The organism is Mesorhizobium sp. P2_D5 (assembly GCF_056404355.1).
Window position 1 is genome coordinate 424116 of sequence record NZ_JBFUEE010000002.1, and the last position, 20828, is coordinate 444943.

A 20828-nucleotide genomic window follows, 5' to 3' on the forward strand; every position below is an offset into this window, starting at 1 on the left:
TCATGCAGCCCGCGGTTCCGATCGATGTCGACGAGACAAGCGGCATCTGGCGGACCGACGGGCTGCCCATGGTCTACCTGCCCAGGCACTTCCTGGTTAACAATCATCTCGCGGTCGAGGCAGCCCTCGGGCGCGACGCCTATCGCGCCATCCTGCGCACCGCGACGGCAAAGTCCGCCATCGAATGGTGCGAGGCGCAGGTGCAGGGCAAGGGCCTCGATCCGGAGGCGACGTTCCGCCATTATTTCCAGCGCCTGTCGCAGCGCGGCTGGGGCCAGTTCTCGATCGACACGCTGGATGTGGGCGGGCGCTTCGGCAGCATCAGCCTGAGGAATTCGATCTTCGCGCTGGAGGCCGGGCAGGGGCCAGGCCAGCGCGTCTGCTACATGTTCGAGGGTTTTGTCACCGGCGCCTTCTCGTTCCTGCTCGGTCTTGCGGCACCGACGCAAGTCGAATGCGAGGAGACATACTGCGCCTGTGATGGCCGGCACGACCATTGCCGGTTCGACTTCGCGGAAAGGCGTCCTGCCTGAGGCGCGCTACGGCCGGATGAGGGTCAGGGACCGTGGGGGCCGCACAGGTCGAGCGTCCATTGGATGGTTCCGCAATAGTCGCCGGCGTAGCCGTCGTAACTGCCGTAGCCATTGTAGTAGCCGTCTATCCAGCCATCATCGCCGACCCGATCGTCGCCGGTCCAACCGCCGCTGACCCACCCGCCGCGGTGCCCATGTCCACCACGCACAGCGTGTCGATGCGCGCCACCGTGATGGGCAGCAGTGTGGTGGACACTATGGTGCCTCACGACCGCGGCATTGGCGTCGGTGGTCAACGGGATCGCGCTCGTGGCCAACGCCAGTACGATGGAAGTGATGAATGCTATTTGCCTTTTCATGAGGATGCCTCCTGTTCATGCGAGACATACATGGGGAGGAAAACGACCTCTCACTCGACACGTTCCTTCACGAAATCGGGACGACATTCGCTGAAACGCAAATGAACCGGAAAACTCCACGCAACGGCCGTTTGCCAATGTCCTCGCAGGGATAGCCGCGGTCAAGATTTGTTGACCTCCATCAAGCCCAAATTGACTACCGCTTGCCTTTTTGTCGGACCATAAGACAGGCCGTGCGGTCAGGTCTCGGCTGGCTGGCGCGCACAAGGCAATCTTGCCTTTGAACGCGGATGCGCCAGCTTGGGCTGCAACATATAGCCGCCTGCATGACGGAATTGGCCACAGCATTGGAACAGCCTCAATTTGCCACCGAGCGCGACCCGAGGTTGAGGCTAATCATTCCGATCATCGTCGCCATCGCGTTTCTGATGGAGCAGCTCGATTCCACCATCATCACCACCGCGATCCCGGCCATCGCGCGCAGCCTCGACACGACACCGGTCAGGCTGAACCTGGCGATCACCACCTACATCCTGACCTTGGCCGTGTTCATCCCCGTCAGCGGCTGGTTCGCGGACAGGTTCGGCGCACGAAGAGTATTCGCGCTGGCGCTTTTCACCTTCACCCTTGGTTCGGCGCTGTGCGGCATCGCCAGCAGTTTCGGCATGCTGCTGGCGATGCGCGCGCTGCAGGGGCTGGGCGGTGCCATGATGACGCCCGTCGGGCGGCTGATCCTGCTGCGCAGCTTTCCGCGCAGCGGCTTGATCACCGCCATGACGTACATGACCTTGCCCGCCATCATGGGACCTGTCATCGGGCCGCTGCTCGGCGGCCTGTTGACCACATATGCCTCGTGGCGCTGGATATTCTATGTCAACGTGCCGTTCGGCTGCCTTGGCATTGCCGCTGCGCTGCGCTTTGTCGACGATTTCCATGAGGAAGCGGTGCAACGTTTCGACTTCGCCGGATTCCTGATGGTGGGATGCGGCGTCGCACTGCTGCAATTCGGGCTGGAAAGCATCGGCCGGCCGATCATCCCTGTCTCGGCGACAGTGCTGGTGCTGGCAGCGGCGGTCCTGCTGCTGCTCGCGTTCGGGCGCTATGCGCGCCGCGTCGTCGCGCCGGCAGTTGACCTGACGCTGTTTCGGTTTCGCTCGTTCTGGGTCGGTACGCTGGCCGGCGGCTTGTGCCGTGTCGGCCTCAACGGCGTGCCGTTCCTGTTGCCGCTGATGCTGCAGGTCGGCTTTGGCATGAGCCCGGTTACCTCCGGCTCGCTGACATTCGTCGGCAGCTTCGGCGCCTTGCTCATTCGGCCGCTGCTGTCGCCGCTGTTGCGGCGCTTCGGTTTCAATGTCGTGCTGATCGGCAGTGCGCTTGTCGGCTCCGCCGCTGTGGCGGGCTTCGCCCTGATCGGCGTCGACACGCCACACTGGATGATCGGCCTCTACGTCTTCGTGTTCGGCATCATCCGGTCGGCGCAGTTCATGACCTCCAACACGCTGTCCTACGCCGACCTGCCGGCGGACAAATTGAGCCGCGCCACCAGCCTCGGCGGCGTCCTGCAGCAGCTCAGCGTTTCGCTCGGCGTTTCAATCGCCGCCATGGTGCTGGGTCTGGTTGCCGGGGAAACCCACATCGTGACACCGGGGCGCTTTCATCAGGTGTTCCTGCTGACCGCGATCATCCCGCTGCTGTCCATTCCCGGCTTCCTGTATCTGCGCGCCGAGGACGGCGTGCAGGTCAGCGGCCACGTTCGCAAGGACAATTCTCGCAAATAGGGCGACGAAAGTTATGGCCTAGCATCGCGCGCGTATACGGGCATACTTGCATCCACATAGGGAACCATCGTTAGGTGCCCTGAACTTCAGCTCTCCGCCGGCTTGCGTTCGACGATGTAGATGTGGTCGGCCGCCAGCACCACTTCGCCGCGCTGGTTGATCACTTCGCAGCGCTCGATGACCCGTCCCGAAGCCGGCCGCTTGGGATCGTCTTCCTTGGCCGCGATGGTGGTGCGCGTCCGGATCGTGTCGCCGATGAACACCGGCTTGATGAAGCGCAGCCGGTCGTAACCATAGGAAAAGGCGACAGGATTGACGACGGTCGCCGTCAGCCCGATGCCGATCGAGAACACCAGCGTGCCATGCGCGATGCGCTGGCCGAATGGCGTCGTCTTCATGAACTCGGCGTCCATGTGATGCGGGAAGAAATCGCCGGTGTGGCCGGCATGGACGACAAAGTCGGTTTCGGTGATGGTGCGGCCGCTGGTGAGGCGCGACGCTCCGATCTCGTAGTCCTCGAAATACTGGATCTGTTCCATCAGGGTCTTTCCGCGATCGGTGTCGCCGGTGCCGCACTCGATTGATAGGCCGCCTCGACCAGCGCCATCGTGCTCCAGGCATCCTCGACCGGACTGATCAGCTTCGCATCTTCGCCGGCTGCAGAACGCTGGACATTGGCCATGCGGCCGACGAAGGCATCGGGAAACCACTCGCCGGCCAAGGGCACCGCGACCCAGTCCGTCCCGCCTTTGGGGTAGATTTCCAGCACATCCGGTTCACCGCGCGGATAGTCGAGGTTGAGGCCGAGTTTGAGATAGGCCGCGCCCTCGGTGCCGCAGATGCGGAACTCGCAGGCCTGGTGCCGGCGGCCGAACTTGTGGTCATGGTTGATCGACAGCGCGCAGCGCACCGTGTTGCCATAGTCGAGAATGGCGCTGGTGCGCGTCTGCGCCACCGCATGGTTGGGATGGCCGAGCGTCTTGGCGTGCACGCCTCGGGGGTCACCGAGCAACTGCCGGATCAGGTCGAGATAGTGGATCGAATGCATGGCGATCTCGACGCGTGGCGCCTTGAGCAGGAATTCCCACAGTTCCCACGGTGTCGCCAGCGCCAGCCAGGCGTCGAAGTCGACGATCTCGCCGAGCCAGCCCTTGGCGATCGCGTCCTTGAGCGCCAGCATCATCGGCGCGAAGCGCAGCTGGAAGTTCACCGCTGCCTGAAGCTTTTTGGCGCGGCAGATTTCGAGGATCGTGGTTGCTTCAGTGAGGTTGCTGCCCATTGGCTTCTGGATCAGCGCCACCGCGCCGTCAGGCAAGGATTTCAGCACATCGGCATGGCGCGACGGCGGTGTCGCGAGGTCGAAGATCGCGCCCTTGACGGCTGCAGCCTCCTCGGCGGAACGAAAGGCTGTCACACCCCATTGGGTGGCTAGTTTTTCAGCTCGAGCATGATCGGGATCGTAAAGCCCGGCGATCGGGAAGCCGGCCTTCCTGTAGGCCGGGAAATGCGCGTCGCCGACGATCGACCCGGCCCCGAAGGTGACGATCGGCCGGGGCGTCGAAGGTTTGGGCCAGGACTGGGCGAGTGAGGCAGGGTCGAAACCGCCTTCAATCATGATGGAAGACCTCGTCCATCGCTGCCCACCATTCGCCTTCCCCGCGCGTCGCCAGCGGTTCCTGGCAAGGCATGCAGACCGCCCACCATTCCTGCGTCCTCGGGTCGGCTGCCATCTTGGCCATGTCGGCCGCGTAGTCGGTGCCGTGATATTCGAACGTGCTGAACAGCAGGTTCTCCGGCCGCTTCAGGTAGATCGAGTAGTTCTTGATGTTGCAGGCCGAGATCATGGTCAGCACGTCCGGCCAGACAGTAGCGTGAAGGCGGACATACTCCTCGACCTTTTCCGGCTTCAGCCCCAGAACCATCCCCATCCGCTGCATATCAGTCTCCTATCCGGTGATCGCCGTGGTGAATTCGGCGATGCTCATGGCCTTGACCGCGTCCCAGTCCCAATCGATGCCGATGCCCGGTTCGTGGGGCGCCAGCGCCTGGCCATCCTCGATGCGCATATGCTTGCCGGTCAACTGGTCGAGCTGCGGAATGTACTCGACATAGCGGCCGTTCTGAACTGCGCAGGCCAGGCTGACATGCAGTTCCATCAGGAAATGCGGGCAGACCGGAATGTCGAAGGCCTCCGCTGCATGGGCGATCTTGAGCCAGGGCGTGATGCCGCCGATGCGGCCGACATCGACCTGGACGATCGAGCAGGCGCCTTTTTGCATGTATTCGCGGAAATGGCGGATGGAATAGAGCGACTCGCCGATGGCGATCGGCGTCGGCGTTGAATTCGACAACCGCACATGCCCGTCGATATCGTCGGCCGGCAGCGGCTCTTCGATCCAGGCGAGGTCGAGCTCGCGCAGCCTGGCCGCGCGCCGGATCGCTTCGTCGACAGAGAACCCCTGATTGGCGTCGGTCATGATCTCGTAGCCGTCGCCCACCGCCTTGCGCACCGCCGAGAGGCGGGCAAGATCCTCCGACCCGTGCGGCCTGCCGATCTTCACTTTTGAGCCGCGAAAGCCCTTGGCCTTGGCGGCCAGCGCATCGTCGACCAGCGCCTGAGTCTCGATGTGCAGCCAGCCGCCTTCGGTCGTGTAGAGCGGGCAGCGGTCCTTGGCGCCGCCGGCCAGCTTCCACAGCGGCAGGTTCTGCTTTTTCGCCCGCAGGTCCCACAGCGCCGTATCGATCGCAGCGATCGCGATGGCGGTGATCGCGCCGATCGTGGTGGCGTGGGTGGCAAATTCGAGATCGTGCCAGATCGCCTCGATCATGTCGGGGTCGCGGCCGATCAGGCGCGGTGCCAGATGGTCGGACAAGAGCCGCATCACCGACGAGCCGCCGGTCCCGATCGTATAGCTGTAACCGGTGCCGACCGCGCCGTCGGAATCGGTGATCGTCACGATGGGCGTTTCCTGGCTGACGAAGCTCTGGATTGCGTCGGTGCGCTTGACCTTGGGAACAAGGTCCACCATCCGCAGTTCGACTTTCTCGATTCTGGCCATGTCGTCAGCTCCGCAATGTCTTCCCGGTGTCGGCGGCAAACAGATGTGCCTGCGACATGTCGAAACTCATGGCGATCCGCTCGCCCGATTTCAGCGGCCTCGGGTTCAGCATGCGCGACACCCAGTCAGTGCCGTTGAATTCGACGAACACCAGCGTCTCGTTGCCGAGCGGTTCGGTGACGGTGATCGGCAGCTCGATCTGGTGGACGTCGGCGGCGCCGCCGGAACTGATGCCATGGCCGGTCGGATAGATGTCGTCCGGCCGCAGCCCGAACACGACCTTCTCGCCGGTGGCAACATTGGACTTGAACTGGTCGGGCAGCGGCAGTTTTTCGCCGCTGGCGAAAACCATCTGGCTGTCATCGATCGTGGTTCGTGCAGGTTCATCGGTGGCGAGCCGATGAAGCCGGCAACGAAGCGCGTCGCCGGCCGCCGGAAAACCTCGTCGGGCGTGCCGACCTGTTCGATATGGCCGTCGCGCATGATGACGATGCGGTCGGCAAGCGTCATCGCCTCGACCTGATCATGGGTGACATAGATCACCGTCGACTGCACCTTGGCATGCAGTTTCTTGATCTCGGTGCGCATCTGCGTGCGCAGCTTGGCGTCGAGGTTGGAGAGCGGCTCGTCGAACAGGAAGACGTGGGGATCGCGCACAATGGCGCGGCCCATGGCAACGCGCTGCCGCTGGCCACCGGACAGTTGCGACGGGCGGCGGTCCAGCAGCGTGTCGAGGCCCAGGATGGCCGAGGCCTCGGCGACGCGTCGGTCCATGTCTTCCTTGGCCGCACCGGCGATCTTCAGGGAGAAGCCAAGATTCTCGCGCACCGTCATATGCGGATAGAGCGCATACGACTGGAACACCATCGAGATATTGCGCGAGCGCGGCGGCAGGTCGTTGACGATGCGGCCACCAATCTCGATCGAACCGGCGCTGATCTCCTCCAGCCCGGCGATCATGCGCAGCGTCGTCGACTTGCCGCAGCCGGAGGGGCCGACCAGCGCGATGAATTCGCGGTCGGCGATGTCGAGGTCGATACCGTGCACGATCCCGACATTGCCATAGCGCTTGGTCAGCTTGGTGAGGGAAACGGTTGCCATGGGTGTCAGCCTTTCACCGCGCCGGAGGTCAGGCCGCCGACAAGGTGTTTCTGGACGATGTAGGTGAGGGTGAGCGCCGGAATGATCATCACCACGGCGAGCGCGCACATGCCGCGCCAGTCGATGGTGAACTCAGCCGTGTAGTCGAGCAGGCCGACCGGCAGCGTCTTGGCGCTCACCGAGCGGGTCAGCTGCGAAGCCAGCGCGAATTCATTCCAGCAGGTCAGGAAGGCGAAGATGGCGGCCGACGCGATGCCCGGCCCGGCGAGCGGGAACTCGACCTGCCAGAACGCCTGCCAGCGCGTGCAGCCGTCGATCTGCGCCGCTTCAGCGAGGTCCTTCGGCACCTGGCGGAAGAAGCCGTCGATCAGCCAAATCGTGAACGGCACGTTGAGCGCGACATAGGCAAGGATCAGTCCGAAATGCGTGTCGATGATGCCAAGCCGCACATAGAGGAAGAACAGCGGCAGCGACAGTGCGATGCCTGGCACCGTCCGCGTAAGCATCAGGCCGAGGAAGACGCTCGACTTTCCGCGGAAGCGGTAGCGCGCAAACGCATAGCCGCCGGCCATGCCGATGGCCACCGCAATGATCGTCGACGTCACCGAGATGATCAGCGAGTTGCGGAAATATTCGATCACCGGGATGCCGCCCTTGCCGATGCCGCTGAACATGGCGACATAGGCGTCGAACGAGATTTCCTGCGGGATCCACACTGGGGGCTTGGCCATGATCTCGACGGTCGGCCGCAGCGACGACAACACGATCCACAGACCGGGTAGGCAGATGGTCAGCATCGCCAGGAACAGGCCGATGCGGTAGACGATGCCTGTGAGCCGGCGCTTCAAGCGGGCGGAAGAATTCTCGTCCATCTTCACCACTCCGCACCGATCTGCGTGCGCGCCGCGGCGAGCTTGTTGAAGAAGTAGACGGTGAAGGCGATCGACAGCAGGATCGAGAAATAGGCCATGGCATTGGCCATGCCCATGCGTCCGTCGCTATAGGCGGTGCGCGCCACCAGCGTCCACAACAGCTCGGTGCGGCCCGCCGGTCCGCCATCGGTCATGATCTTGACGATGTCATAGGCGCGCGCCACGTCGAGCGAGCGAATGGTCATGGCGATGTAGGCGAAGGGCATGACGAACGGCCACGTCACATAACGGAATGTCTGCCATGGCGTGCAGCCGTCGACGCGCGCCGCCTCGATCGGCTCCTTGGGCATGGCGAGCAGGCCGGCCAGGATCAGGATGGCGAAGATCGCGGTCGACGACCAGATTTCGGCGATCGAAATGGCGATGAAGGCGAGATGGCTCTCGATCAGCCACGGTATGGCGTCCTGCGTGAGCCCAAGCGACTGCAAGGCATTGTTCACCAGGCCGATATTGTCGTTGAACATGAATTTGAATTGGAAGCCGACCAGGATCGGCGAGAACATCATCGGAAACATCATCAGCGTGCGCAGGATGCGCTGGCCGCGCGTCGCCTTCTCGACCAGCATCGCCAGGCCGAGGCCAAGCAGCATTTCGAGATTGAGCGCGATCGTCAGCAGCAGCACGGTGCGACCGAACGCCCACCAGAAATCGGTGTTGGACAGGATCGAAAGATAGTTCCTGAAGCCGATAAAGACGAAGAAAGTCTCGGGCCGCGTCAGGCGGAAAGGCGTGAAGCTGGAATAGAGCGACAAAAGCAGCGGCACCACGACAACCGCCGCCAGCACGATGACAGCCGGAAGCAGCAGCAGGAATGGCGGGGATGGCTTGAAGCCCTTCATCAGGATCCTGTGGGGTGTTGCATTCAACTGTCGGTGCCCCTTCTTCGTCGAGGCCCGGACCGGGGAACGGAAGGCTATCATGGATCGGTCAGCACACTCGCCCCGGCAAGGCGCGATCGCCTCCCCCATCGCTGATGGGGGAGGCCGTCTTGGGAGCAGTCGCTAGAGCTTGCCGGCGTCCTGGAGGATCTGCGTCGCCTTGGCGGCGGCCTCATCCAGTGCCTGCTTGGAAGTCTTGTCGCCGAGGATCGCCGCCTGCAGCTCGGGATAGACGGCGTTCGAGATCTCGATCCACTCAGGCGTCTGCGGCACGGCAAAGGCGTGCTTGGCTTCTTCCTGGAAGGCGGCAAGGACCTCCTTCTTGTAAGGGTCGTTTGCCGCTTGCTGCAGGTCCCAGTCCCAGACCGCGGTGCGGGTCGGCAGCGGACCTGCGGCAGCCTCGAGCTTCTGGCTGTCCTCGTTGGTCAGCCACCACACCAGGGAAGCCGCGGCCTCCTTGTTGGGACAGTTCTCGGTCACCGAGAAGCCATGGAAACCGGACCAGCCGGTGCGCTTGCCCGAGGAGCCCTTCGGCGCAACCTTGACGCCGACATTGCCGGCGACTTTCGACGACTTCGGATCGTTGAAGAATCCTGCCCAGCCCGGCCAGTCGAGGTTGATGGCGACGGTTCCGGAGGCAAAGCCCTGGCCGAGGTCGTCCCAAAGATAGTTGGTCGTGCCGGCCGGCACTGCCTTGGCCTTGTAGAGGTTGACGAACCAGTCGAGCGCCTTGATGCCTGCTTCGGAGTTGAAGATCGGCTTGCCGTCCTTGTCGAGGTACTCGCCGCCTTCGGCGACCACCATCTCGTAGAAACGACCATTGATCGCCTCTTCCTTGCCGGCGAACTGGGTGCCGTAGAAATTGGGCGGCTTGGCGAAGAACTCAGCCTGGTCGGTGACTTCCTTCCAGGTGTCCGGCGGCACCAGATCATAGCCGTATTTCGCCTTGAACTTGGTCTTGTTGTCGGCGTTCTCGTACAGGCTCTTCTGGTAGTAGAGCGCCGAAACGTCGAACTGCGCGCGGGGCAGCATCTCGAGCTTGCCGTCGATGGTTGCCGACTTGATCGTCGAAGGCACGAAGGCGTCGATCTCTGCCTTGGGCAAGAGCTTGCTGAGATCGGTGTAGAGGCTCGTATACTGCGGCGCGAAGGACGAATGGTTCCAGCCGACGCACCAGTTGGTGCTGCCCGAGGCGATGTCGGACTTGAGCTCCTTGTCGATGTCGAAGCCGTTCTTCTTGGTCAGGATGTTGACCTTGGCGCCGGTAAGCTTCTCCCATTCGGGGATACGCTCATAGAGTTTTTCATATTGCTGGCCGCCGATCAGCTTTGCGTCGATGGTGACGCCTTCGAACTTGCCGGGCAGGTCGCCGGCAAGGGCCGTGCCTGCACCGAATGCAAGCAACAATGCGCCGGCGGACACGCCGGAAAGCAATCTGTTCATTGGTATCCTCCCTTGGTGCGCCTCAGTGGCGACCGCAACTCGTCTGATGACAAGAAGCGCTACATTCATATACAAACAAAACATTCACGGGTACGTCAAGGCGAAATTTGTTTCCGTCGGCTGCGTTCCTGCGTATATGAAGAATCGAATTCACTGGAGAGATGCGCCATGGATGACAGCGAAGACGAGCGCTATCGCGCGCCGGCGCTCGACAAGGGGCTCGACATCCTCGAACTGCTGGCCGGCGTGGACGGCGGCCTGACGCAAGCCGAAATCGCCAAGAAACTCGACCGCAGCCCCAACGAATTCTACCGCATGCTCGACCGGCTGGTGCGGCGCGGCTATGTCACCCGGCTGGATGGCGACCGCTATTCGCTGACGCTGAAGTTGTTTGGCCTGGCGCAACTGCATGCGCCGGTGCGGCGGCTGGTTTCCTACGCAACGCCGCTGATGCGCGAGCTGGCAGAGACATCGCAGCAGGCCAACCAACTCGTTGTTTTTGATCGTGGTTCCGCCGTCGTGATCGCCCAGCAGGAGGCACCGAACTACTGGGGAATCTCGATCCGCGTCGGCTCGCACATCAGCCTGTTCGACACCGGCTCGGGCCATGTGTTGCTCGCCTTCCGCTCCCAGGAAGAGCGGCAGATGATGATTTCCGAGCACGTCCGCAGCACCGACAAGACCGCGCAATCGGCCGAGTTCTTCGCCCGGCTCGACCAGATCCGCGACCGTGGTTACGAGATGATGGCTTCGATGCAGACCGCCGGTGTCTTCAACCTGTCGGCCCCGGTGCGGAGTTCCGACGGCAAGGCGATCGCGGCACTGTCGATTCCCTACATCACCGTCGTCAACGCGCCCTCCGCGCCTGACATCACCAGGACCATCGAACTGTTGCTGGTCACGGCCGAAAAGCTGTCGCACCTGGCCGGATCGGCGGTCGGATCGTCGACATGAATTCTTATTTGAATGAAGAATTCCTCCGTGAGATGATCTGACGACCCAAGAGGAGGAGCTACAGTGATCGTCGATACCCATCTGCATCTCATCGATCGTTCGGTGCTGCGCTATCCCTGGCTTGCCGGCGTGCCGGCGCTTGACCGCGATTTTTCCTATGAGGAATACGCCGTGGAGGCCCACCGCGTCGGCGTCGGGCGCGTGCTGCATATGGAGGTCGACGTCGATCCGGCGGACATCGAAGCCGAGACCACTCGTGTCGAAAAGTTGTCGATGCAGCCCGGCAGCATGCTGGCCGGTGCGATCGCGTCCTGCCGGCCGGAACAAGCAGACTTTGCCGCCTATCTCGAGCGGCAGCGGGCAGATCCCTTCGTGAAGGGTTTCCGCCGCGTCCTCCATGTCGTACCCGACGATCTCTCGGAAGGCCCGTTGTTTCGGGACAACATCAAGCGGCTTGGCGGCAGCGGGTTGACCTTCGATCTGGTCGTGCTGCCGCACCAGATTCCCAGGGCGATCGCGCTTGTTGACCTGGCGCCAGATGTCCAGTTCGTGCTCGACCATTGCGGTGTCCCCGATATCAAGGGCAATGGCGAACATCCATGGCGCGAACACATGAGCGAGATCGCGCGCCGCCCGAATGTCATGGCCAAGATTTCCGGCATCGTCGCCTATGCCGATCCCGGCAGTTGGACGGCCGGGACGCTGCGGCCCTATGTCGAACACACCATCGATGCGTTCGGCTGGGACCGCGTTGTCTGGGGCAGCGACTGGCCGGTCTGCACGCTTGGTGGCGGCCTCTCGACCTGGGTGGCGGCGACCCATGCGCTGCTGTCAGGTTGCAGCGTCGATGAACGCGACAGGCTCTTGTTCGCGAATGCCCGCAAGCTGTGGCGGCTCGACTAGCTGGGTTCGTTCGTTCTCGCCTCAGCGCGGGACACCTGCACCGGAACACTTTCCCGGAACAGGCGATTGAGATCGGCAACGACCTGGCCAGCCCGGTGGCTGGATGTCAGGCCGGCGACGATGCGGTCGGACGCCGCCTGCTGGAACGCCATGTAACCATCATGGCGCGGGCGCACCCATGAGCCTTCCAGCGTCACGCGCGTATCGCGATAAAAGTTGCCGGTGGCGGCGTTGACCTCCTGATCTTCCCATGCCGCGGCATGGCCGGGCTGGCCGCCCGCGGCGGCATAGGCACCGCGCTGGACATCGCTACCGGCGACCCAGTAGGCGAAGTCGATCGCCGCATCCTTGGCCTTGGAAAAGGCTGAAACCGCTATGCCGGTGCCGCCAAGCGCCGAACCGATGGGACCGCCGGCGCCGATGACCGGGATATCGGCGAAGGCAAGGCGGTGCGCGCGGAACCCAGCCATCGCATAGGAGACGTAACCATAGATCAGCGGCGCGCAGACGATTCTGGAATCCGTCTCTGCCATGCGCTCCGAGACGGCGATCGGATCCATGTCAAAGCAGGCCGGGTCGACCAGCGCGGCGATCTCGCGCATAGCCTCGAAGACGTCGCTGCCGGTCTCAATGTCGATGAGATCGTGGGAGGGATCGGTCGCGCAGGCATGACCGAGATTGCCGGCAAGCGTGTAGAAGACCATCAGCGCGTGGGGCGGCCGCAACGGCAACAGCACGCGGCCTTGCCCGGCGAGATCGAGCACCTCGCTCCAACGCGATGGCGGCGCACCGAGTGCATCCGGTCGCCAGGCCTGGACCTGGCTGGCCGCATCGATTGGGAACGCCCACTGCCGTCCCTGCCAGTTGTAGCTCGGATAGGATTTTCCGGCGCTGCCCGAGGCAAGGGCCGCGCGCTCCGCCTCGCGGCCGGTGACGTCGAGCGGCTCGAGGCAGCGCTCCGCCGTGATCTGGCCGACATGCGGATGATCGATGACGATGAGGTCATAGGCCCGCGCCAGTTCCTCGACCGGGAAGGACTCGAAATCCTGCAGCGAACGCTTGTCCCATTCGATGGCGACCCCGGTGTTCTGCTTCCATAGCGACGAGCAGGCGACCATCGGATCGTAGCCGCGCGGATGGCTCCAGGTCATGCCCCTGAGAGTGGGCGCGAGTGTGGTCACAGCCCGAACTCCTCGCGGATCGCAGCGCTATGCTCGCCGATGCGCGGTGCCGCCCGGTCGACCTTGGCTCTGACACCGTCGACCCTGAGCGGCGAACTGGTGGTAAGGATCGAGACGTCGTCCTCGCGCGTCACCATCTGCAGCATGTCGAGCGACTGGAACCCTTCGCTTGCCAGCATTTCCGGCCAGGTCAGTACCTTGGCGCACCAGATGTCGGCCGGCTCCAGGATATCAAGCCACTCGTCGATGGTCTTGGTAGCGATCCTTTGTGCGATGATCGCCTTGATGTCGTCGCGCGCCGTGAACCACGATGCCGGTTTGTCGCGATAGGGCGCCAGTTCGCCAAGCGACAACAGATCGGCCAGCTTGGGGATCGGCGTCATGGCGATGGCGAGATAACCGTCCTTGGCGGGGTAAACGCCGTAAGGCGCAGAAAGATAGGCATGCGCGCTGCGGAAGTTGGAGCGTCGGGGCAAGCGACGGCCGTCGTTGAGATGCGTGGTCAGCACCTCGAACTGGAAATCGACCAGCGCTTCCAGCAGGCTGGTTTCGATATGGCTTCCCTGGCCGGTGATGCCGCGCCGCACCAGCGCCGCCAGGATGCCCTGTGCGCAGGCGGCACCGGCCAGCATGTCGCCGATGGCGAGGCCGAAGGGCACCGGGCCCTGGTCTTCGTCGCCGTTCAGCCACATCACACCGGAGCGCGACTGCGCCAGCAGATCCTGGCCCGGCCGCTTGACCCAGGGGCCGTCCTCGCCATAGCCGCTGATCGAGGCGTAGACCAGACGCGGGTTGATCTTGCGGACGGCTTCGTAGTCGAGGCCGAGCCGCTCGATGACGCCCGGCCGGAAATTCTGGATCAGCACATCGGCATTGGCCAGCAGGCCGCGCAGCACCTTGAGGTCGGTCTCGTTCTTAAGGTCGATGGCGAAACTTTCCTTGGCTCGGTTGATGGCATGGAAGATGGTGGAATCGCCGCCGATCTCGGTGTCGCTGAGGTAGAGCCGGCGCGACAGGTCGCCGCCATCCGGACGCTCGATCTTGATGACGCGGGCGCCGAGGTCGAGCAGCCTGAGCGAGCAATAAGGCCCGGACAGGAACTGGCTCATGTCGACGACGACGAGACCGGCAAGCGGCAATTCGGCTGCTACCGGCATCGCTATTTCTCCGTCTTGCCGACAAAGTCGGCCGGGTTTCGGTACTTCACCGTCTGCAGATGCTCGCAGTAGAGAACGAGTTCGCCTTCGCCCTTGAACACCTCGTAGCTGGCGCGGATCAGCCCCATCTCCTTGTAGCGCGGCTTCTTGTCGAGGTTGGAGCGGATCGAATAAATCGTATCGCCAATGAAGACAGGCTTTATGAAGCGGAGCTTGTCGTAGCCATAGGAAAAGGCGTTGATGCAATTGGTGGCGACCAGCCCGAGGCCAGCCGAGAACACGAAAGCACCGGCGATCAGCCGCTTGCCGAAAATGCCTTCCGTCTCGGCAAACATCTGGTCCTGCACATAGGGGTGGATGTCGAGCACCAGCGTGTTGAACAGGTGGCTGTCGCCTTCCGCCATGGTGCGCCGCAATGAGCGAATTTTTTGACCGACCGGCCAGTCCTCATAGAACCAGTTCTCGGCGTTCCACACCGGCAGGGCGGCGTGATCCTCGGGCATGTTGGCGGGGTGCGTCGAGGCGACGCCGACGGTGTGCGCGAAGTCGTTCATGGTTGGCTCCGCCAGCCCTGTGGCGGGCACCGCAGAGGTGCTGGAGCACGCATCAAAGCGCCTGAAAGCACGACGTCTCCTCCGTCAATCTTCTTTTGTAAATAGTATTTTCACATATGGGATTCCGTTGCAAGCGCGTCTCGGCGAAATCTTGACTGTCCCCGCGCGCCGAAGCGTTGGCGGGCAGCGAGGAAAACTTGCACAATGCCTGTCTGATCTTCGTCGGCAGCCTGAACCGTGAGGCGCCGTATTTTCAGGGCGCGCGGTGTCGGTTTCGGTGTCTACAGCTTCGACGAAGCGACGCTGGAAACGCGAAAACTGGGCCGAGACCAATGACGTCAACCCGACATTCCTCGCGGTGACACCGGACGGCTCGCGCATCTATGCCAATTCAGAAGCCTCGGAACAAACTGGCCGGGGCTCAAGCCTGTTGGATTGCCGAGAGCTTCCAGTTCGAGCCGTTCTCCCGCATGAATGTCCACAGCTCGGTCGTCTCTGTCGGATGCTCATCGTCGCCTTCGACGACCTTGCCGGTGGCCCGTTGGCGCATCACGTCACGAGATTCGTAGCGCAGTGCGGCCGTGGCGTAGTCGCGGTCATCCTCGCGCCAGCTTTCCGCGATGTCGGCCTGCAGCAAAGTGATGTCCGATACGTCGTTCCTGAGACCCTTCTGGGCATTGTCGGCCAGCTCTTCGGACAAATAGGACACCATCTCGGGGGTCGTCGCCCGGCGCAGGGCGGCATGGTCTTCGCGCCCGAATGCTTCCTGGACGTCGGTCAACAGCTGCTGGAATGCGTCAAGATCGGTCTGAGCCAGCGTGATCTCCTCCGAACCGGTGGCTGGAGAGCCTCCGCCCGAACCGCCACCAAAGCCGGGAATTGTAAAGGAGCGTGCCGTGTCCGCCTGTTGCTGTGCCGTTGCGCGGTTCTCAAATCTCGAAACTTGAGCATTGGAAGATTGGGCATCGGAAGTTTGGCCATTGCCGGCACCCGCGAGCACAGGGCCACGCGCGGATTGCGACCGGAAAAAGCGAATGGCCAGCATGATTGCGCCACCTATCAGCAGGGCCTGAAGCAGGAAGCCGAACATGCCGGCCAGGCCGCCGAAGCCTTGGCCGACGAGCAGGCCGATCAGGCCACCGAGCAGCAGGCCGCGCATCATCGTTCCACCGAAGCCGCTCATGAAACCGGGCCTCTGCAGGCCGGCCTGCGGTTGCCGCACCGGAGTGTTCACGCCGGTGTTGGGCGTCATCGAACGCTCGACCGGAGCGATCGGCGCTGGTGCCGTTCTGGTCGGCGGTGCCGATTGGAACGTACGTGTGCCACGGCTGCCGAAACTGCCGCCGCGACGAGCCTCGGCGTGATCCATCGCGACCATGGAGAATGCAAGGACCAGCCCTGCAATCAGGGCGGCAAATCGGCTTGAGCGAGACATCATCGGGGGTGGCCTTTTTTCGATGTGGTTTCGGAAATTTTCAGCAAACGCCGGCCCGGACGCCGGACATCATGCGATCAGTCGAACAATTCTTCGAAGAATGATTTCTTCCGCTTGGGATAGCGGTGGCCCTGCGAGCGGGAATAATCGTCATCGCGCCCTTGGCCATGTTGCGGTTGGGAGAACGCTGCCGGCTGTGGCTGTTGCACAGGCGCGGCGTCCCTGCCGGAACGCTCGATGATCTTGTCGAGTTCGCCGCGATCAAGCCAGACGCCTCGGCACTGCGGACAATAATCGATCTCGATCCCCTGGCGTTCGCTCATCACGAGCGCAACGCGGCAGGAGGGGCAAACCAAACCAAGGAGGGAAGATGTCATGAGGGGCTCCAAACCAAAAAAGAATGAGCCCGCTTGACCGAAAAGAATGGAAACGGGCCCGTTATAGCGGTCCGACATCACAATCGCCAAAGAAGCGACAGTCAGAGGGGCCCGGCCCGCACAAGGCAATTAGGAATGCAGAGGCGCGCCTTCAAGGGATTGTTGCTCAAACCGTCACCACAATCTTTCCGAACTGCCGGTTCGATTCCAGGAAGCGATGCGCCTCGACGATTTGCTCGAACGGGAAAGTTCTGTCGATGATCGGCCTCAGCGCGCCGGTCTCCAGGCCTTCGAGGATGAACGCTTTGGCCGCTTCCAGCTTCGCCGGGTTGCCGGTGATCTCGTGGACGAGATAACCGCGCAGCGTGAGCGTCTTGGCCAGTACGGCGAACAACGGGAACGGCGTCGGCTCGCGGTTGAGGCCACCATACTCGATGAGAATGCCACCCCGCGACATCGCCGCCGTCAGCGGCTCGAAGATCGGGCCGCCGATCGCATCGAACACGACGCGCACGCCTTGCGGCCCGGCGATTTCATCGAGCCGTGCGGCCAGATCCTCCTCCGTAGAGGCCACCACATAGGCCGCGCCGGCGTCGAGCAGGGCCTGCCTCTTGGCCGATGTTCGCGTCACCGCAATCGCGGTGGCGCCAACCCTGCTGGCGATCTGGATCGCGGCAAGCCCGACACTGCTCGATGCCGCGGTGATGACGACCAAATCTCCGCTGTGCAGCCTGGCGATATCGATCAGCGCGCCATAGGCGGTGAGGTATTGCATCCAGACCGCCGCCGCCATTGGCCAGTCGAGTGAGGGCGGGTGCTTGACGACGAGCCCGGCGGGATAGGTGGCGAGCTCGCCATAAGCGGGCCAGCGGATCATCGATTGCGGCGGGATGATGCTGACGCTGTCGCCCGGCGCAAAATCCGTCACACCTTCGCCCACCGCCTCGATGATGCCCGCAGCCTCGAGGCCAAGCCCCGAGGGTAGCGTCGGCGTCTCGATATAGGCACCCGCACGGAGCAGCGCCTCGGCGCGATTGAGGCCGAGTGCCTTGACTCGGATTTGAACTTCGCCCGGCCCCGGTCCGGAAAGCTCGACATCCTCGATGCGCAGGACCTCGGGGCCACCATGCTGGTGGAAGCGAACAAGACGTGCCATTCGGGTCACTCCAAATTATCTGAACCGAATGAGCTATGCAGGCAAGATTCTCGGCGATAAATGGCTATAAAGGTAGAACAGTAGAAACCAGGAGTTCTGAATATGGATCGGCTTGAGAGCATGGCCGTGTTCGTCAAAGCGGTCGACCTCGGCTCGTTTGCGGCCGCGGCGGTCGCGCTCGATCTGTCCGGACCGATGGTCGGCAAGCATGTCCGGTTTCTCGAGGAGCGGCTGGGCGTGCGGCTGCTCAACCGGACCACGCGCCGGCAGAGCCTGACCGACTTCGGACGCGCCTACTATGAACGCTGCCGGGTCGTGCTGGCCGAGGCCGAAGCCGCCGATGCGCTCGCCGCCGACCAGTTTTCCGAACCGCGGGGCAAACTGCGCGTCACCATGCCGGCGCATTTCGGTCGGCACTGCGTGACACCCATACTGCTGCGGCTGGCGCGGCAATATCCGATGCTGGAACTCGACCTGTCCCTCAGCGACCGCTTCGCCGACCTTGCCGAGGACGGCTATGATCTTGCCATTCGGACCGGCGCCCTGGAAGACAAGGCAAGGGTGATCGCGCGTCGTGTCGCGCGCCAGGGCATGGTCGTCTGCGCAGCACCCTCCTATCTCCAACGCCACGGCGAACCGCGTCGGATCGAGGATCTCGCCGACCATCAGGCCATTGTCTACCGCCGGCTCGGCCAGGTCGTTCAGCCGTGGCTGTTCGCGCGCGAGGGGCAAGCCGCACAGGAATTCATACCCACCGGTCGGCTGCGGCTCGACGATCTCGATGCCATCGCCGATGCTGCTGCCGAAGGCATGGGCCTCGCCTGGTTGCCCTATTGGCTGGCGCACGAGCGAATTCAGGCCAGCGCGCTGGTGGCGCTGCTGCCGGATCAGCCGCGATATCTCTACGACTGTCACGCGCTTTGGCTGAAGACGCCGCATCTGCCGTTGAAGGTACGGCTGGCCGTCGATGCACTGGCGGCCGCTTTGCCGAAATCGATGGCCTGATCGCAAGCGTCGCCGTCGGCGTCTGCGCGGCTCAGGCACCGCAAGGTGGCCTGAGCCGCGCAGCTAATTCACTACAATTTGCAGTAAGGCGTCACCGGCGCGATGACGCCGAAATCCTTGGCGATCTCGTAACCGATGCCGTCTGCCGCCGCCTTGCCGACATAGGAATGGCAGAGCGTGTGGTTGTTGGTGGCGTCGACGCGGATCTTGCCTTGCGGCGCGTCGAACTCGATCGATGGCAATGCCGCCAGCACATCGTCGTCCTTCAGCGATCCGGCCTTCTCGGCGGCCAGCGCGTAGAGATGCAGCCCATTGTAGCCGGCCTCGCCGATGCCGTTGACCATCTTCTCCTGGCCGAACTTTTCGCGGAAGCTCGAGATGAACTTCTTGTTGACCGGATTGTCGAGCGCCATCCAGTAGGGCTGCGGCGCGTAGGTTCCGGCGGCCACGCCGGGCGGCAGCGCGTCCTTGTTGAAGACCTCGTCGAGCGGCGCGATCAGCGGCTGCTTGATATCGAAGCTGCGATACTGCTTGAGCTGGGTGACGGCGTCGTTGCCGACCACCATCGACCAGACGACATCGGGCTTCAGCGACTTGATCTTCTGGAACGCCGGGCCGAAATCCGTGGTGCCGAACGGATAGTAGTCTGCGCCGATGATCTTGCCGCCGGCCTTCTCGTAGGCCGCCGTGATCGCCTCGGTCATCTTCTGCGGCCAGGCATAGTCGGAGGCCATGACATAGATCGTCTTGCCGAGGTTCTCGGCCACCCAGGGCATCATCGGGTCGACTTGCTGCATCGGGATAGGGCCGGTGGCGACGAAGTAGCGGTTGCATTCGCCGCCTTCGAAGTTGGTCGGGTAGAAGAACAGCTTCTTGGCTTTCGAGGTTACGGACAGCGTCGCACTGCGCTCGGGCGAGATGATGGTGCCCATGATCACGTCGACCTTGTCTTCGTTGATGAGCTTGCGTGCCTTGTCGATCGCGCCCTTGGTCGTGGTCTGGTTGTCCTCGATGAACAATTCGACCTGGCGGCCGCCAATGCCATTGGCGGCGTTGAGTTCGGCAGCCGCCAGCTTGTAGCAATTGAGCAGCGTCTCGCCGAGGATCGCCTGCAATCCGGTGATCGGGATCGATAGGCCGACCTTGACGGTGTCGGCGGCGCGCAGGATCGACGGCGCACCGACCATGGCGAAGGCGGCCGCGGCGCCGCCCGATTTCAGAACAGTTCGTCTGCTTATCATTTTTGCGTTCCCTTCCAGTCCAGGCGCGCCCCATGCACGCCTTACAAAGCCAACAAATCCCGGGCGCGCTTTAAGCGCGCCTATAGAGCCAACAGATCCTTGAGCAGTGTCTCGTCGGCGAACGCCTCCGGCGCGCCTTCATGTACGATCCTGCCTTTTTCCATCACCATGCAGCGGTCCGCCGCCCTAAGAACGAGATCGAGATTCTGCTCGACAAGAACGATCGCGATGCCGCGCTCGCGCGCGATGCGCGGCACCAGCTCGGCAATCGACTGCACGATGTTCGGCTGGATGCCTTCCGAGGGTTCGTCGAGCAGCAGCACCGACGGCAAGCCGCACAGCGCGCGGCCGATCGCCAGCATCTGCTGCTGGCCACCGGAGAGTGTGCCGGCAACCTGCGCTTCGCGTTCACGCAGGATCGGGAAATAGCCGAAGATATCGGCCGGAATGCCGCCGTCGCCGCGCCCCTTGGCGGCGCGTGTGCCGACGTCCAGGTTTTGCCGCACGGTCAGCTGGTTGAAGATGCCGCGTCCCTGCGGGACATGCGCGATGCCGGCCCGCGCGCGGCGGAAGGCCGGCGCATTGGTGAGGTCCTGGTCGCCGAGAAGCATGGCGCCGCCGCTCGCCCGCAAGGCTCCGGCGATGACGCGCAGCAGCGTCGTCTTGCCGGCGCCGTTGCGGCCGAGCAGGCCGACGACCTCGCCCGGCGCGACGCTGAGGTCGATGCCGTTCAACACCGGGAGCAGGCCGTAGCCGGCCGAGATCGCCATTGTCCGCAGCAT

Annotated in this window: 22 protein-coding genes and 1 pseudogene; 5 read left to right on the forward strand and 18 right to left on the reverse strand. The window is 63.1% G+C overall.

The window, feature by feature from the left end:
- Positions 1–2 precede the first annotated feature (2 nt).
- A complete protein-coding gene (locus AC1DYW_RS08750; RefSeq protein ID WP_457155144.1) occupies positions 3–533 on the forward strand; it encodes a DUF5943 domain-containing protein in 531 nt (176 codons plus the stop codon).
- A 23-nt stretch (positions 534–556) separates the two neighbouring features.
- Here the strand turns inward: AC1DYW_RS08750 and AC1DYW_RS08755 are convergent, their stop codons facing one another.
- The gene (locus tag AC1DYW_RS08755) at positions 557–892 is read right to left on the reverse strand and encodes a hypothetical protein (RefSeq protein ID WP_477225853.1); all 336 of its coding nucleotides are present in this window, start codon (positions 890–892) and stop codon (positions 557–559) included.
- A 347-nt stretch (positions 893–1239) separates the two neighbouring features.
- Between AC1DYW_RS08755 and AC1DYW_RS08760 the strand changes: the two genes are divergently transcribed.
- Positions 1240–2670 carry a DHA2 family efflux MFS transporter permease subunit gene (locus AC1DYW_RS08760; protein ID WP_457153942.1) on the forward strand — a complete coding sequence of 477 codons (1431 nt, stop codon included), beginning with the start codon at positions 1240–1242 and terminating at the stop codon, positions 2668–2670.
- A gap of 86 nt (positions 2671–2756) precedes the next feature.
- Here the strand turns inward: AC1DYW_RS08760 and AC1DYW_RS08765 are convergent, their stop codons facing one another.
- From AC1DYW_RS08765 to AC1DYW_RS08805, 9 genes and pseudogenes are all read right to left on the reverse strand, one after another.
- Positions 2757–3212: a MaoC/PaaZ C-terminal domain-containing protein gene (locus tag AC1DYW_RS08765; protein ID WP_167391954.1), complete on the reverse strand. Its 456-nt coding sequence runs from the start codon at positions 3210–3212 to the stop codon at positions 2757–2759.
- Positions 3209–4282: a Gfo/Idh/MocA family protein gene (locus AC1DYW_RS08770; protein ID WP_457153947.1), complete on the reverse strand. Its 1074-nt coding sequence runs from the start codon at positions 4280–4282 to the stop codon at positions 3209–3211. Before AC1DYW_RS08770 ends, AC1DYW_RS08765 begins: the two co-directional genes overlap by 4 nt.
- On the reverse strand, positions 4278–4607 hold the full coding sequence (locus tag AC1DYW_RS08775; protein ID WP_457153943.1) for an L-rhamnose mutarotase: 330 nt from the start codon (positions 4605–4607) through the stop codon (positions 4278–4280). The genes AC1DYW_RS08770 and AC1DYW_RS08775 overlap by 5 nt, the downstream gene beginning before the upstream one ends.
- Positions 4608–4616: 9 nt before the next feature.
- Complete coding sequence (locus AC1DYW_RS08780; protein ID WP_457153944.1) at positions 4617–5729, reverse strand: mandelate racemase/muconate lactonizing enzyme family protein; 1113 nt, start codon at positions 5727–5729, stop codon at positions 4617–4619.
- A gap of 4 nt (positions 5730–5733) precedes the next feature.
- Positions 5734–6081: a TOBE domain-containing protein gene (locus AC1DYW_RS08785; protein ID WP_477225854.1), complete on the reverse strand. Its 348-nt coding sequence runs from the start codon at positions 6079–6081 to the stop codon at positions 5734–5736.
- Between the two features lie 17 nt (positions 6082–6098).
- Positions 6099–6830 (reverse strand): annotated as a pseudogene (locus AC1DYW_RS08790) (ABC transporter ATP-binding protein); the annotation flags it as partial.
- Positions 6831–6835: 5 nt separating this feature from the next.
- The gene (locus tag AC1DYW_RS08795) at positions 6836–7702 is read right to left on the reverse strand and encodes a carbohydrate ABC transporter permease (RefSeq protein WP_095080845.1); all 867 of its coding nucleotides are present in this window, start codon (positions 7700–7702) and stop codon (positions 6836–6838) included.
- Positions 7703–7704: 2 nt separating this feature from the next.
- Positions 7705–8601, reverse strand: coding sequence for a carbohydrate ABC transporter permease (locus AC1DYW_RS08800; protein ID WP_095080847.1), 897 nt, complete (start codon positions 8599–8601; stop codon positions 7705–7707).
- Between the two features lie 162 nt (positions 8602–8763).
- On the reverse strand, positions 8764–10083 hold the full coding sequence (locus AC1DYW_RS08805; RefSeq protein ID WP_477225855.1) for an ABC transporter substrate-binding protein: 1320 nt from the start codon (positions 10081–10083) through the stop codon (positions 8764–8766).
- A 168-nt stretch (positions 10084–10251) separates the two neighbouring features.
- Between AC1DYW_RS08805 and AC1DYW_RS08810 the strand changes: the two genes are divergently transcribed.
- The gene (locus tag AC1DYW_RS08810) at positions 10252–11037 is read left to right on the forward strand and encodes an IclR family transcriptional regulator (RefSeq protein WP_184871614.1); all 786 of its coding nucleotides are present in this window, start codon (positions 10252–10254) and stop codon (positions 11035–11037) included.
- Positions 11038–11100: 63 nt separating this feature from the next.
- The gene (locus tag AC1DYW_RS08815) at positions 11101–11940 is read left to right on the forward strand and encodes an amidohydrolase family protein (protein WP_457153688.1); all 840 of its coding nucleotides are present in this window, start codon (positions 11101–11103) and stop codon (positions 11938–11940) included.
- On the opposite strand, the gene AC1DYW_RS08820 is transcribed toward AC1DYW_RS08815, so the two are convergent.
- The 6 genes from AC1DYW_RS08820 to AC1DYW_RS08845 all read right to left on the reverse strand — a co-directional run bounded on the left by AC1DYW_RS08820 (position 11937) and on the right by AC1DYW_RS08845 (position 17800).
- Positions 11937–13091 carry an extracellular solute-binding protein gene (locus AC1DYW_RS08820; protein WP_457153689.1) on the reverse strand — a complete coding sequence of 385 codons (1155 nt, stop codon included), beginning with the start codon at positions 13089–13091 and terminating at the stop codon, positions 11937–11939. The genes AC1DYW_RS08815 and AC1DYW_RS08820 overlap by 4 nt on opposite strands.
- 26 nt (positions 13092–13117) lie before the next feature.
- Positions 13118–14278, reverse strand: a complete 1161-nt coding sequence (locus AC1DYW_RS08825; protein ID WP_477225856.1) for a CaiB/BaiF CoA transferase family protein — start codon at positions 14276–14278, stop codon at positions 13118–13120.
- Positions 14279–14280: 2 nt separating this feature from the next.
- On the reverse strand, positions 14281–14832 hold the full coding sequence (locus AC1DYW_RS08830) for a MaoC family dehydratase (RefSeq protein WP_457153686.1): 552 nt from the start codon (positions 14830–14832) through the stop codon (positions 14281–14283).
- A 421-nt stretch (positions 14833–15253) separates the two neighbouring features.
- Positions 15254–16270: a Tim44 domain-containing protein gene (locus AC1DYW_RS08835; protein WP_457153685.1), complete on the reverse strand. Its 1017-nt coding sequence runs from the start codon at positions 16268–16270 to the stop codon at positions 15254–15256.
- Positions 16271–16344: 74 nt separating this feature from the next.
- Entirely contained in the window at positions 16345–16644 is a 300-nt protein-coding gene (locus AC1DYW_RS08840; RefSeq protein WP_095081108.1) for a TFIIB-type zinc ribbon-containing protein, read from the reverse strand.
- A gap of 166 nt (positions 16645–16810) precedes the next feature.
- Entirely contained in the window at positions 16811–17800 is a 990-nt protein-coding gene (locus AC1DYW_RS08845; RefSeq protein WP_477225857.1) for a zinc-dependent alcohol dehydrogenase family protein, read from the reverse strand.
- Positions 17801–17902: 102 nt separating this feature from the next.
- Here AC1DYW_RS08845 and AC1DYW_RS08850 point away from each other — a divergent pair, with 102 nt between their 5' ends.
- On the forward strand, positions 17903–18805 hold the full coding sequence (locus tag AC1DYW_RS08850) for a LysR family transcriptional regulator (RefSeq protein WP_477225858.1): 903 nt from the start codon (positions 17903–17905) through the stop codon (positions 18803–18805).
- 71 nt (positions 18806–18876) lie between these two features.
- Here AC1DYW_RS08850 and AC1DYW_RS08855 read toward each other — a convergent pair whose 3' ends face one another.
- On the reverse strand, positions 18877–20046 hold the full coding sequence (locus AC1DYW_RS08855) for a substrate-binding protein (protein WP_477225859.1): 1170 nt from the start codon (positions 20044–20046) through the stop codon (positions 18877–18879).
- An 80-nt stretch (positions 20047–20126) separates the two neighbouring features.
- A complete protein-coding gene (locus AC1DYW_RS08860; protein ID WP_477225860.1) occupies positions 20127–20828 on the reverse strand; it encodes an ABC transporter ATP-binding protein in 702 nt (233 codons plus the stop codon).

What these genes read in the sequence shown, in the direction of transcription:
- AC1DYW_RS08750 (WP_457155144.1), top strand. Translation starts at nt 3, where the DNA reads ATGCAGCCCGCGGTTCCGATCGATGTCGACGAGACAAGCGGCATCTGG.
- AC1DYW_RS08755 (WP_477225853.1), bottom strand. Translation starts at nt 892, where the DNA reads ATGAAAAGGCAAATAGCATTCATCACTTCCATCGTACTGGCGTTGGCC.
- AC1DYW_RS08775 (WP_457153943.1), bottom strand. Translation starts at nt 4,607, where the DNA reads ATGCAGCGGATGGGGATGGTTCTGGGGCTGAAGCCGGAAAAGGTCGAG.
- AC1DYW_RS08780 (WP_457153944.1), bottom strand. Translation starts at nt 5,729, where the DNA reads ATGGCCAGAATCGAGAAAGTCGAACTGCGGATGGTGGACCTTGTTCCC.
- AC1DYW_RS08785 (WP_477225854.1), bottom strand. Translation starts at nt 6,081, where the DNA reads ATGGTTTTCGCCAGCGGCGAAAAACTGCCGCTGCCCGACCAGTTCAAG.
- AC1DYW_RS08795 (WP_095080845.1), bottom strand. Translation starts at nt 7,702, where the DNA reads ATGGACGAGAATTCTTCCGCCCGCTTGAAGCGCCGGCTCACAGGCATC.
- AC1DYW_RS08800 (WP_095080847.1), bottom strand. Translation starts at nt 8,601, where the DNA reads ATGAAGGGCTTCAAGCCATCCCCGCCATTCCTGCTGCTGCTTCCGGCT.
- AC1DYW_RS08805 (WP_477225855.1), bottom strand. Translation starts at nt 10,083, where the DNA reads ATGAACAGATTGCTTTCCGGCGTGTCCGCCGGCGCATTGTTGCTTGCA.
- AC1DYW_RS08810 (WP_184871614.1), top strand. Translation starts at nt 10,252, where the DNA reads ATGGATGACAGCGAAGACGAGCGCTATCGCGCGCCGGCGCTCGACAAG.
- AC1DYW_RS08820 (WP_457153689.1), bottom strand. Translation starts at nt 13,091, where the DNA reads ATGACCTGGAGCCATCCGCGCGGCTACGATCCGATGGTCGCCTGCTCG.
- AC1DYW_RS08825 (WP_477225856.1), bottom strand. Translation starts at nt 14,278, where the DNA reads ATGCCGGTAGCAGCCGAATTGCCGCTTGCCGGTCTCGTCGTCGTCGAC.
- AC1DYW_RS08830 (WP_457153686.1), bottom strand. Translation starts at nt 14,832, where the DNA reads ATGAACGACTTCGCGCACACCGTCGGCGTCGCCTCGACGCACCCCGCC.
- AC1DYW_RS08835 (WP_457153685.1), bottom strand. Translation starts at nt 16,270, where the DNA reads ATGATGTCTCGCTCAAGCCGATTTGCCGCCCTGATTGCAGGGCTGGTC.
- AC1DYW_RS08840 (WP_095081108.1), bottom strand. Translation starts at nt 16,644, where the DNA reads ATGACATCTTCCCTCCTTGGTTTGGTTTGCCCCTCCTGCCGCGTTGCG.
- AC1DYW_RS08845 (WP_477225857.1), bottom strand. Translation starts at nt 17,800, where the DNA reads ATGGCACGTCTTGTTCGCTTCCACCAGCATGGTGGCCCCGAGGTCCTG.
- AC1DYW_RS08850 (WP_477225858.1), top strand. Translation starts at nt 17,903, where the DNA reads ATGGATCGGCTTGAGAGCATGGCCGTGTTCGTCAAAGCGGTCGACCTC.
- AC1DYW_RS08855 (WP_477225859.1), bottom strand. Translation starts at nt 20,046, where the DNA reads ATGATAAGCAGACGAACTGTTCTGAAATCGGGCGGCGCCGCGGCCGCC.
- AC1DYW_RS08860 (WP_477225860.1), bottom strand. Translation starts at nt 20,828, where the DNA reads ATGCTGCGGACAATGGCGATCTCGGCCGGCTACGGCCTGCTCCCGGTG.